7 protein-coding genes, 14 tRNA genes and 2 rRNA genes are annotated in these 11,572 nt (G+C 44.5%); 17 read left to right on the top strand and 6 right to left on the bottom strand.

The features are described 5' to 3' along the window. Nucleotides 1–260: 260 nt before the first annotated feature. Complete coding sequence (gene glsB, locus KI655_RS23925) at nucleotides 261–1,181, bottom strand: glutaminase B (protein ID WP_150869313.1); 921 nt, start codon at nucleotides 1,179–1,181, stop codon at nucleotides 261–263. A 333-nt stretch (nucleotides 1,182–1,514) separates the two neighbouring features. Continuing rightward, nucleotides 1,515–2,234 carry a tRNA (guanosine(46)-N7)-methyltransferase TrmB gene (trmB, locus tag KI655_RS23920; protein WP_285409192.1) on the bottom strand — a complete coding sequence of 240 codons (720 nt, stop codon included), beginning with the start codon at nucleotides 2,232–2,234 and terminating at the stop codon, nucleotides 1,515–1,517. A gap of 165 nt (nucleotides 2,235–2,399) precedes the next feature. On the opposite strand from trmB, the gene mutY reads away from it, so the two are divergent. From mutY to KI655_RS23835, 17 genes are all read left to right on the top strand, one after another. Further along, the gene (gene mutY / locus KI655_RS23915) at nucleotides 2,400–3,461 is read left to right on the top strand and encodes an A/G-specific adenine glycosylase (protein ID WP_285409191.1); all 1,062 of its coding nucleotides are present in this window, start codon (nucleotides 2,400–2,402) and stop codon (nucleotides 3,459–3,461) included. 28 nt (nucleotides 3,462–3,489) lie between these two features. Next, nucleotides 3,490–3,762 carry an oxidative damage protection protein gene (locus KI655_RS23910; protein WP_032549860.1) on the top strand — a complete coding sequence of 91 codons (273 nt, stop codon included), beginning with the start codon at nucleotides 3,490–3,492 and terminating at the stop codon, nucleotides 3,760–3,762. A gap of 69 nt (nucleotides 3,763–3,831) precedes the next feature. Then, complete coding sequence (gene mltC, locus KI655_RS23905; protein WP_032549861.1) at nucleotides 3,832–4,965, top strand: membrane-bound lytic murein transglycosylase MltC; 1,134 nt, start codon at nucleotides 3,832–3,834, stop codon at nucleotides 4,963–4,965. Nucleotides 4,966–5,068: 103 nt separating this feature from the next. Then, a tRNA-Phe gene (locus tag KI655_RS23900) sits at nucleotides 5,069–5,144 on the top strand. A gap of 75 nt (nucleotides 5,145–5,219) precedes the next feature. Further along, nucleotides 5,220–5,295 (top strand) — tRNA-Thr (locus KI655_RS23895). A gap of 7 nt (nucleotides 5,296–5,302) precedes the next feature. Beyond that, nucleotides 5,303–5,378, top strand: a tRNA-Phe gene (locus tag KI655_RS23890). Nucleotides 5,379–5,433: 55 nt separating this feature from the next. After that, a tRNA-Asn gene (locus KI655_RS23885) sits at nucleotides 5,434–5,509 on the top strand. 71 nt (nucleotides 5,510–5,580) lie between these two features. Then, nucleotides 5,581–5,656, top strand: a tRNA-Thr gene (locus tag KI655_RS23880). Nucleotides 5,657–5,663: 7 nt separating this feature from the next. Then, a tRNA-Phe gene (locus KI655_RS23875) sits at nucleotides 5,664–5,739 on the top strand. A gap of 55 nt (nucleotides 5,740–5,794) precedes the next feature. Continuing rightward, nucleotides 5,795–5,870 (top strand) — tRNA-Asn (locus tag KI655_RS23870). A gap of 480 nt (nucleotides 5,871–6,350) precedes the next feature. After that, the gene (locus tag KI655_RS23865; RefSeq protein WP_285409189.1) at nucleotides 6,351–7,976 is read left to right on the top strand and encodes a methyl-accepting chemotaxis protein; all 1,626 of its coding nucleotides are present in this window, start codon (nucleotides 6,351–6,353) and stop codon (nucleotides 7,974–7,976) included. Between the two features lie 235 nt (nucleotides 7,977–8,211). After that, nucleotides 8,212–8,287 (top strand) — tRNA-Phe (locus KI655_RS23860). Nucleotides 8,288–8,346: 59 nt separating this feature from the next. Next, nucleotides 8,347–8,422 (top strand) — tRNA-Thr (locus KI655_RS23855). 24 nt (nucleotides 8,423–8,446) lie between these two features. Further along, nucleotides 8,447–8,522, top strand: a tRNA-Asn gene (locus KI655_RS23850). 10 nt (nucleotides 8,523–8,532) lie between these two features. Next, nucleotides 8,533–8,608 (top strand) — tRNA-Thr (locus tag KI655_RS23845). A 36-nt stretch (nucleotides 8,609–8,644) separates the two neighbouring features. After that, nucleotides 8,645–8,720: transfer RNA gene (locus KI655_RS23840), tRNA-Asn, on the top strand. 558 nt (nucleotides 8,721–9,278) lie between these two features. After that, on the top strand, nucleotides 9,279–10,526 hold the full coding sequence (locus KI655_RS23835; RefSeq protein ID WP_285409188.1) for a DUF1835 domain-containing protein: 1,248 nt from the start codon (nucleotides 9,279–9,281) through the stop codon (nucleotides 10,524–10,526). Nucleotides 10,527–11,078: 552 nt separating this feature from the next. Here the strand turns inward: KI655_RS23835 and KI655_RS23830 are convergent. The 4 genes from KI655_RS23830 to rrf (KI655_RS23815) form a co-directional block, all read right to left on the bottom strand. Further along, nucleotides 11,079–11,155 (bottom strand) — tRNA-Asp (locus KI655_RS23830). A 30-nt stretch (nucleotides 11,156–11,185) separates the two neighbouring features. Next, a 5S ribosomal RNA gene (gene rrf, locus KI655_RS23825) occupies nucleotides 11,186–11,301 on the bottom strand. Nucleotides 11,302–11,344: 43 nt separating this feature from the next. Then, a tRNA-Thr gene (locus tag KI655_RS23820) sits at nucleotides 11,345–11,420 on the bottom strand. A 12-nt stretch (nucleotides 11,421–11,432) separates the two neighbouring features. Continuing rightward, a 5S ribosomal RNA gene (gene rrf / locus KI655_RS23815) occupies nucleotides 11,433–11,548 on the bottom strand. Nucleotides 11,549–11,572 lie beyond the last annotated feature (24 nt).

Below are 11,572 nucleotides of genomic sequence, written 5' to 3'. Positions count from 1 at the left end.
TTCGAGATTCGAGAAAAATGATGAAAGGGTTGGCTTTAGGGTCAACCCTTTTCTAATTTGCGCGAAGAAAGGAACAGATTCCCGACTACACTCCTTCGTCGCTATCGGGAATGACGGTAAGTATTGTCAGTTATGATCAGAACACTAGCTTAACCCGTCATCCCCAAGAATGAGGAACGAGTGAGTTGGGGATCTCTAAACTCCACCACAGCGAAGCGCTCTATAGGACGAAGTCCGTGCTAGCATCACGCATCTATCTTCTAAAAAATCGAACGACCAATGCGCTCTGAAAGCAGCTCGAGAGCCTTGGTGCCCGCAAGTGAGTTACCTGAAGGATCAAGCTCCGGAGACCACACAGCAATCGTCATCTCGCCCGGTACGATAGCGATGATGCCACCACCTACACCAGATTTACCCGGCATACCAACGCGATACGCAAATTCACCAGCACCATCATACAATCCACAAGTCGCAAGCAATGCATTCAACTGTTTCGTTTGAGTTGGAGTAATCACCTGCTTCTGAGTCTGTACTGAAGTGCCTTTATTCGCTAGATAGCTAAAGGTCTTCGCCAAGTCGACACAAGTCATTTTAAGCGCACAAGCATGGAAGTAGTTGTTCAATACCGGAATCACTTCATTGTCGAAGTTACCAAATGCTCGCATCAAGTAAGCAATCGCCGCATTACGATCACTGTGCATCATCTCTGAAGCCGCAACGACCTTGTCGTAAACGATATGCGTATCACCAGAAAGCTGACGTACAAACTCCAACAAACGCTGTCTTGGTGCAGATAGACGGCTATGCAATAAATCTGAAACCACGATCGCACCCGCATTGATAAACGGATTGCGCGGAATACCTTGCTCCATCTCTAGCTGAATCATGGAGTTAAATGCTTGGCCTGAAGGCTCTTTGCCTACACGCTGCCAGATCTCCTCGGGCTTATAGAGCACCATGGCCAAGGTCAAGCTTAAGGCTTTAGAGATAGATTGAATAGAAAAGGCTTCTTCTGCGTCTCCCGCTTGGATCACCTCACCTTCATTGGTGTAAACGGCAATAGCAAGCTTTTGATTCGAGACTTTGGCCAGAGCCGGAATATAGTCAGCCACTTTCCCTTGGCCAATTAAAGGGCGAACTTCTTCTAGAATCTCCGCCAAGATAGCTTGTGTCGGTTTCATGCTTGTGTACTTCTGTATTGTTATTCTTGTAGGGCTGGTGTTTGCCACCATGGATTTATACCAATCACAGTAAGTAAGTGATCAAAAATAGCGCAGAAAAAAGGCTTGAGAACAAGGCAGATTTTTTTCGATAAGTAGTTGTTCTACAATCAAAAATTCTAACGAAGTTATCGAGCATTTTAGCAAGCTAGGGTGAGCAGTTATTTACTACGATTGGTATTATTGTTCAGCTAAGGACAAAAAAGCCAACATTACAACAATGTTGGCTTTTATCAATACTACAAAGTGTAGGGGCAATCGCTCAGTAACTGAGCCGACTCACTTTGCTTTGAATTACTTAGTACGCTTGTACTTAATATCCCATACGCCGTGGCCTAAACGGTGGCCACGAGCTTCGAACTTAGTCAGTGGACGCTCATCAGGACGAGGAATGAAATCACCCTCTTCTGCGATGTTTTCAAAGCCTGGAGCTGCGTTCATCACTTCAATCATGTGCTCTGCGTAGTTTTCCCAGTCAGTCGCCATGTGGAAGATACCTGCATCAAGGATTAGCTTCTCGCGAACCATCTCTGCAAATTCTGCTTTCACGATACGACGTTTGTGGTGACGCGCTTTATGCCACGGGTCAGGGAAGAACAGTTGTAATGTGTGAAGGCTGCCGTTTGGAATCATATGCTCAAACACTTCAACCGCATCGTGACACATTACACGAAGGTTAGTTACGCCAGCATCACGAGCAGTACCAAGACATGCACCTACGCCTGGGCTATGAACTTCGATACCTAAGAAATTTTTCTCTGGCGCGTTTTTCGCCATTTCAACCAGTGATGCACCCATACCAAAGCCGATCTCTAGTACTACAGGGTTATCGTTACCGAAAACTTCTTTCCAATCTAGAAGTTCTGGGTTGTAGTCGATACCCATAGTTGGCCAACACTCGTTCATCGCGTTCTCTTGGCCTTTGGTTAAGCGGCCCTCGCGGCGAACAAAGCTGCGGATCTTACGAACCAGTTTGCCGTCTTCAGTATATTCGTTAGTGGTCACTTCACTCATTGATTTTTGCCTGCACATTGATTAATCAAAGCGGGGATTATCCAAAGAATTGCCGTCTGTGCAAGTCTTTCTGCTGATAAATTCCCACACAATTTGTCTGTTTTACATCCAACCACAAGTGTGGTGCAATTTCGTTTCTAATAATAGCAAAGCAATGAGCAAGTCGTGACTCCTTTCGCATCCGCCATATTAAAGTGGTATGACGCCTATGGGCGTAAAGAACTCCCATGGCAACAAAACAAAACCGCCTACTCTGTTTGGCTCTCTGAGATCATGCTCCAGCAGACGCAAGTCGCTACCGTGATCCCATATTACCAACGATTTCTGGAGCGCTTTCCAACCGTTATCGATCTTGCCAATGCAGAGCAAGATGAAGTGTTACACCTTTGGACCGGCCTTGGTTACTACGCAAGAGCGCGTAATCTACACAAAGCCGCAAAGATTGTTGCCACTGAGTATGGTGGAGAGTTTCCAACCGACATTGAAGAGATGAACGCCCTACCCGGCATTGGACGCTCAACCGCCGCAGCCGTTCTATCATCTGTCTATAAGCAGCCTCATGCGATTTTAGATGGCAACGTCAAACGAACCTTAGCAAGAAGTTTTGCCGTCGAAGGTTGGCCGGGGCAGAAAAAGGTTGAAAATCAGCTTTGGGAGCATGCTGAGTCAAATACTCCCAAACAAGATGTCGATAAGTACAACCAAGCCATGATGGATATGGGCGCTATGGTGTGCACTCGAAGCAAGCCGAAGTGCACGTTATGTCCAATTGAATCGATGTGTGAGGCAAACAAGCTAGACCGTCAGCTCGACTTTCCGGGTAAGAAGCCGAAGAAAGAGAAGCCTGTAAAAGAGACTTGGTTTGTGATTCTTTATCACGACAATCAGGTTTGGTTGGAGCAACGACCGCAATCAGGCATCTGGGGAGGGCTGTTCTGTTTCCCTCAACATGAAAATCAGGAGATTGAACACCAACTCGACATCCGCTCGATTGGCTCAGCTTCTATAGAAAACCAAGAGACTCTAATTGCGTTTAGGCATACCTTTAGCCATTACCACTTAGATATCACCCCTGTCTTAGTAAAATTAGACAAACAACCAGATTTGATAATGGAAGGGACAAAGGGTCTCTGGTATAACTTATCAAAACCTGAAGAGATAGGCTTAGCTGCTCCTGTTAAGCAGTTATTAGAAAGCCTAACCTTTGAATTAAACGATCACGTTTAAACAGACGAATACGACAAGAGGAACCATTATGAGCCGCACTGTATTTTGTGCTCGCCTACAGAAAGATGCTGAAGGCTTAGATTTTCAACTTTACCCAGGTGACTTAGGTAAGCGTATTTTCGACAATATTTCTAAAGAAGCATGGGCACTATGGCAAAGCAAGCAGACCATGCTTATCAATGAAAAGAAGCTAAACATGATGGATCCTGAGCACAGAAAACTGCTTGAGACAGAAATGGTTAACTTCCTTTTCGAAGGTAAAGATGTCGTGATTGATGGCTACACACCACCAAGCGAATAAGACATTTATTTACACCAAGTTTAATGACATCATGGTTCGCGCTGTGATGTCATTTTTGTATGAGGACCTATGAAAAAGCTGAGTTACTTCCTAGCGGCTATGCTACTTACCGGTTGTAGCCGAGAGTTCATTGAGAGCATTTATGACGTCAATTATGAACCGACCAACCGTTTTGCAGGTAACCTTGCGGAGCTACCGGGTCAATTCGAGAAAGATACAGGCGCACTCGATGCCCTCATCAATAGCTTCTCGGGTAACATCCAAAAACGTTGGGGCAGCAATGAAGTAAAGATTGCAGGTAAAAGTAACTATGTGAAATACATAGATAATTACTTGAGTCGTTCAGAAGTAAACTTCTCAAAAGGTCTTATTACCGTCGAAACGGTTTCATCGACAGAGCCCAAAAAGCACCTAAAAGATGCGATCATGACAACCTTGCTGACACCCGATGATCCAGCAAGTGTCGATCTATTCTCTTCTAAAAGCATCAAACTAGAAGGCCAGCCCTTCCTCTATAACCAAGTTGTTGATCAAGACAAAAAGCCTATTCAATGGACTTGGCGTGCCAATCGATTTGCTGACTACTTAATAGCAAACAACCTAAAAACGAAGAACGTCGACTTCAAAAAAGCCTACTACGTTGAGATCCCAATGGTGGCCGATCACGCGAGTAAGCGAAGCTATAAATACGCAGACATCGTTCAGCGTGCTTCAAAGCGCTATGACATCCCAGAAGATCTTATCTACGCCATAATCAAAACTGAGAGTAGCTTTAACCCCTACGCCGTTAGTTGGGCTAACGCCTATGGTTTGATGCAGGTCGTCCCTAAAACAGCTGGCCGCGATGTCTTTAAGCTGGTGAAAAATAAATCGGGTGAGCCTAGCCCTGAATATTTATTTAATCCAGAAAACAACATTGATGCAGGTACTGCGTATTTCTACATCCTTAAAAATCGCTACCTAAAAGACGTTCAACACCCGACCACCTTGGAGTACAGCATGATTTCTGCGTACAACGGAGGCACAGGAGGAGTGTTAAATACCTTTAGTCGCGATAGAAAGCGCGCAATGAATGACCTTAACTCTTTGCAACCTAATCAAGTTTATTGGGCATTAACCAAAAAGCATCCCAACAAAGAATCGCGTAGATACTTAGAAAAAGTAACAAAATTCAAAAAAGAGTTTAACCAAGGCAAAACCTAACCCTCACTTTTGAATAAAAAAACAACTAATGAACGTTTTTTTTAATTATTTTGAAAAAAGGTGTTGACGGTTATGCCGAAAATCCGTTTAATAGCGCTCCGTTGCCCGGATAGCTCAGTCGGTAGAGCAGAGGATTGAAAATCCTCGTGTCGGTGGTTCGATTCCGCCTCCGGGCACCACAATTTGATTTGTTGGTGTCAGCGCTTTTTAACAGGAAGCATTAGCACGGACAAAAGCACAAAGAATATTAGTGTGCCGACTTAGCTCAGTAGGTAGAGCAACTGACTTGTAATCAGTAGGTCACCAGTTCGATTCCGGTAGTCGGCACCATTCTTTTGCCTCGATAGCTCAGTCGGTAGAGCAGAGGATTGAAAATCCTCGTGTCGGTGGTTCGATTCCGCCTCGAGGCACCATTATTTGGTGCTTAACAAATAATGGTCTTTAAGACCTGATGTTGACACAAATAATTCCCCCTTAGTTCAGTTGGTAGAACGGCGGACTGTTAATCCGTATGTCGCAGGTTCGAGTCCCGCAGGGGGAGCCACTTACAATTGAAGTGATTGATATCATTTCATATAAAATGAAGAGTAACGTCTTCAGTAAAAGATATAGTGTGCCGACTTAGCTCAGTAGGTAGAGCAACTGACTTGTAATCAGTAGGTCACCAGTTCGATTCCGGTAGTCGGCACCATTCTTTTGCCTCGATAGCTCAGTCGGTAGAGCAGAGGATTGAAAATCCTCGTGTCGGTGGTTCGATTCCGCCTCGAGGCACCATTATTTGGTGCTTAACAAATAGTGGTCTTTAAGACCTGTTGTTGACACAAATAATTCCCCCTTAGTTCAGTTGGTAGAACGGCGGACTGTTAATCCGTATGTCGCAGGTTCGAGTCCCGCAGGGGGAGCCACATTCAAGAAGCCAAGTCGAAAGACTTGGCTTTTTTCGTATCTGCTCCAAATTAATGTTAGCTATTGGTCTAACTAACGAATTACTTAAGCTTTTCTAGAAAATTTATGACGATAAAGAGTATCTACCTTTTCAAAGATTGTGCTTTTATATTTTAACTGGCTTATACCTGCTCTCTATCACTCAAAGAGTCCGTTAGATGACTTTGCCAACCTAAGATTTAGAAACTCTCACACCTCTAATACAGGTTTATAAAACAACTGCTAAACCACAGCTTTATCGTGCCACTATCAACTCTTACTTCAGCTCAAAGCTTAACTTCATTCTTGCATTTATCATACCGAACATAATTCTGTTACTTTTTTTGTATCGTAAATTTAATCTCTATCATACTTTCGTATTTTTCCGATATCTGCCCTACACCTCTTAGATTACTATCCGATGAAACAGCTCTATTATTTTTACTGCTGTGCGAGGAAACATGAAATTAAAAACGCAAGCCTACATACTATCCGTAATTATCTTAGTCGCTCTATTAGCGCTGACTGCAACTGGCCTTTGGACCTTGAGAGTCGCCAGCAACATGGACAATAAAGCCCGTGTAACTGAGCTCTTTAAGAGTGCCTATAGCATTCTCACAGAAGTGGAGAAAATGGCCATTGATGGCACACTAGAAGAAGAGCAGGCTAAACAGTTAGCGACTCGTCTACTACGTAATAATATTTATAAAGACAACGAATACGTATACGTTGCCGATGAGAACATGACGTTCGTAGCCACCCCTCTTGATCCTCAATTGCATGGAACCAGCTTTAATGACTTTAAAGATGGTGATGGCAATAGCGTTGGTCAGCTTATTCAAAGAGTTCTTGGTAATCGTACCGGGCAGATCGTTGAATACACTTGGACTCAAAAACTGCCAGATGGAACTATCGAAGAAAAACTCTCTATCGCAGAGAAAACTCCGCATTGGGGATGGGTTGTCGGTACAGGTATTGGCTTTAACGAGGTTAACGCACGTTTCTGGTCAACTGCTCAGTGGCAACTGTTTCTCTGCTTAGTTATCGCAGGCGCTATCCTGTCGAGCCTAATCTTCTCAATCAAACGCATGCTGGCGCTGTTAGGTGGTGAACCTAAGGATGTGAGAGCCGCTGTACAAGCTGTAGCGCAAGGTAAGATCCAGACATCCTTCGATACCAAGCCTGAAGACGGCAGCATCTATCACGCAGTGCAGCAGATGAGTCAGTCGTTGGCTGAGTTGGTTTCCAACTTAAACGCCTCCATGCTAGCACTCCGTGGTGAGCTGCAGCGCGTAGAAGACCGTGCAGGCTCGATAGCTCAGCTGACTGAAACTCAGCAACAATCAACGGAAATGATCGCAACAGCAATGACTGAGATGGCCTCTTCTGCCAACAATGTTGCTGACTCAGCAGGTGATACAGCGCGTAACACCGATGAAGCAGATAAACAGAGCCAACACACTCAACGCTTGATCCACAACACGGTAGACAACATCCAAGGTTTAGCTGGGCAACTGAACACTGCGAGTGAAGCCGTAGCAAACCTAGATAACGACGTAAACAACATCGTCAAAGTGCTAGATGTGATTGGTGATATCGCTGAACAAACTAATCTTCTTGCGCTTAACGCAGCCATTGAGGCAGCACGAGCTGGTGAACAAGGCCGAGGCTTTGCCGTTGTAGCTGATGAAGTACGTAATCTTGCGGGTAGAACACAAGACAGTACCAAAGAAATCCAACTGATGATCAACAACCTGCAGGAAGGCTCTCGTAATGCGATTCAGACCATGGAAGTGTGTGCCGAAACCAGTCAAAGCACTGTCACTGAGTCACAAAACGCTTCAGAAGCCCTACAACAGATTGTGATTGCACTAGAGTCCATCTCTTCAATGAGCCACCAAATAGCGACAGCTGCGGCCGAACAGACTCAGGTAAGCGATGATATCTCAAAACGCATTAATATGATCGAAGAGAGTGGTAACCAACTAAGCGGTGTCGTAACAGAAAGTCACAACAGTACCCAAACTTTAGCCTCTCTTTCGAATGAACTTGAAGCCTGGGTAAACCGTTTTGAAGTGAAACACTAACTCGTTATTCATTTCCCTTACTAAAAAAGCACGTTTTCATACGTGCTTTTTTTTATTTAGGCACTTTTCTTAAGACTTTAACTCTCTTTCAATCCTGTTTAGCGCATGCCAGGCCTAGCTTTTTCATACAAAATGGATAAAAATACCCCACTAAGTATAGAAAAACATCAAACGATACTTTTTTTGCAATTTAGTGTTGACCCAGAACCGGAAAACACGTTTAATACACCTCGTCGCCCGGATAGCTCAGTCGGTAGAGCAGAGGATTGAAAATCCTCGTGTCGGTGGTTCGATTCCGCCTCCGGGCACCACAATTTATTTGTTGGTGTCTAGAAGACAACAGCAGTAAAGCACAAAGAAATATATCTGTGCCGACTTAGCTCAGTAGGTAGAGCAACTGACTTGTAATCAGTAGGTCACCAGTTCGATTCCGGTAGTCGGCACCATTTCTTTCAAGCTTTAAGAATAATTCCCCCTTAGTTCAGTTGGTAGAACGGCGGACTGTTAATCCGTATGTCGCAGGTTCGAGTCCCGCAGGGGGAGCCACATTTAGTGTGCCGACTTAGCTCAGTAGGTAGAGCAACTGACTTGTAATCAGTAGGTCACCAGTTCGATTCCGGTAGTCGGCACCATTTATATTATTGAGAAGGTTTATCTTCTTAAATAATTCCCCCTTAGTTCAGTTGGTAGAACGGCGGACTGTTAATCCGTATGTCGCAGGTTCGAGTCCCGCAGGGGGAGCCAAACCCAAGAAGCCAAGTCGAAAGACTTGGCTTTTTTCGTTTTAAGCTGCGACTTATTTGTACCAAATAAATGTCTCAGATCTGGCCGCCCGCGTTGAGTCACGCAGGGGAGCCATTTTAGAGAAAGCCTCATCACACGATGAGGCTTTTTCGTACCTATGCTCCTGCTTTGTGCCAAAGCAATGTCTCAGCCGAGTCGTCGGACCGCCCTAGCCGGCCGCGTCGAATCCCGTAGGGGGAGTCAAATCCAAGAAGCCAAAACTAGGCGTCCCCGACGAAAGACTTGTTTTTTTCGTTTTAAGATGCGACTTACTTCTACCCTCTCCCCCATATACCTAACTTACGGTTCTCTCTAACGCACTAAATATCTCATTAACTTAGGCTGTTACTTTCGTTATCTGCACCCTTCGTATATATTGACCAAAGCGGTTACCTACGCTTCCTACTCGCGGAAAGAGTTTAACTCAAGGTCATCAACTTCCTCCCTTCTTGGGAAACGACAATTTGATTTACCTTCTCTTCTGATCAGCGAGTGCAGAAGTTACGAGACGGTGAATATATGAATGCTTTTTCTCTCAATCTGACATATCTAAAAAAACACGCTAAATCCCGACTGAAACGAATCAGAACAGGCTCTACCGAAGACTTACGTTGGTTACTCGCTCTACATCCTAATCCTCTCCTATCTGCTGATAGCGTTAAGTTGGCAGACGTACACTTAGCATTAGCACGAGAGCTAGGGGTAAGTAGCTGGAGTAAGTTGTTATCGCATATTGATAGCCTAGAGAGAAATAAAAGCTCAGGTGGAACTCCTCTCTCTGCCCTAGACAATGATTTACAAACCCTTCACGTACGTTGTGGTCACGATATACAACAAACATTAGAGCAAGCCGGATTCAAGGGAGACTTTCTCCCATACATAGAACCATTATGTTTGGGCCCTTTAGCTTTGGATGAAGAGACCCTTTCAACGATCAGAGCCGAATATGTCTGTGATCGACTCTTGTCAGAAATGAAAGAGGTAGAAAAGTCATTTGAACAAGTAAAACTCGAAGCTAAGCAAGCTACGAGTAAACTCCTAGATAATAGCTATCAACGCATTGTTATATGGGTCGAACACGACAACTACGATCAATTGATGTTGATTAGGTCCTTATATCTACTTTCATACCAAAACACCACCAAAGTAGAGATTATCGAGGTGAGCACCTTCCCAGGTAGAGAAAGGTTCATTGGTTTAGGTCAGCTGCCTCCTGAAGCACTACGCGCACTCTGGAACAGTAGAAAAGGAGTATCTGTAGATCATATAACAGTAGCAACGGAGCTGTGGCAAGCTTTCTGCTGTGAGAGTCCCTTAAAGCTCGTCGAAAACTACCATAAAGTAGACCAAAACCTTTTCCCTAACATCAAAGCAGTCATCTTTAGACACCTACAAGAATTACCACACACAGAATCAAAGCTTGGTTTGGTAGAGCGACTCACTATAGATATCTTAAATGATGAAGAAGAAGGCCTAGAGTTTAAGGAGCTGTTTAAGCGCTATATGAAGCTAGAACCGTTAGTATATCTAGGTGACCTAATGTATTGGGCTATTATAAAACCATTAACAGAAGGCTCTGAGCCTATCTTGCAAGTCCAAAGATCAGAGAATGAAGATTGGTATCACAACTGTATTTCCCTATCTAAATCTAACCACAATAAGCCTAAATTAATCGAAGATAAGTGGGTTGGTGGAATTCACCTTACTCCTAACAACTTTTGGAGTTGGGATCATCAGGACTTAACAACGATATCCCGACACGGATAATCGGACGTAAGCTTCTTACTATGTGTGGAGCTTAAATCTACTCCACACTCACTTTATATCCGAAGTCCCTAGTTTTACTCTCTCCCTCCAACACCCTCAGCAAGCCTCTAATGAGGCTCAGCACACAGTGTAATCTTGGATTGCTTAAGCCATTACATCTTCGCTAGATAACTCTACGGTTCGATTAATCATGACCTATAAGCCCCTAAGGCATCGAGTATGAGGTAGCAAACTGCTAATGAAGAAACAAACGTGATTTATCGATGATTAGATAGAAGCTTACGAACAAGGAGTAGGCTTTCTGATAAATGGTAGATGGCGGGGACGCCTAGTTCGGAGTTGCGGACAACGGGCAAACCTTTTGCGGGACTTTTTCGACCGAAGGGCGAACATAATCATTCAAACGTAAAAAAGCCCAAGCATTTCTACTTGGGCTTAGTATAAATGGCGGAATGGCAGGTGTCGCAGGCGACCGGGACTCACCTCCCTTGTAAAGGGAGCTTTCTTACAGACATAAAAAAACCCGACGCTTTCGCATCGGGTTAAATTAAGTGGCGGAGTGGACGGGACTCGAACCCGCGACCCCCGGCGTGACAGGCCGGTATTCTAACCAACTGAACTACCACTCCGCAGTGTCTATTCAGCTTAAAGCAATTTGAGCCTGACGATGTCCTACTCTCACATGGGGAAGCCCCACACTACCATCGGCGCTATTGCGTTTCACTTCTGAGTTCGGCATGGAATCAGGTGGGTCCACAATGCTATGGTCGTCAAACAAATTCTGTGGTTAATTTGAAGTATCAAATCAACAAAATAAATGGTGCTAGTACCCAGATTTGAACTGGGGACCTCACCCTTACCAAGGGTGCGCTCTACCAACTGAGCCATACCAGCACAAAATTTGGAGCCTGGCGATGTTCTACTCTCACATGGGGAAGCCCCACACTACCATCGACGCTATTGCGTTTCACTTCTGAGTTCGGCATGGAATCAGGTGGGTCCACAACGCTATGGTCGCCAAGCAAATTCTTAAAATTCGGAAAGCT

The sequence above is a fragment of the Vibrio sp. D404a genome, assembly GCF_030248535.1.
Lineage (GTDB): Bacteria > Pseudomonadota > Gammaproteobacteria > Enterobacterales > Vibrionaceae > Vibrio.
The sequence above is the reverse complement of the archived record's forward strand: the minus strand, read 5'-3'. Positions and strand labels throughout refer to the sequence as shown.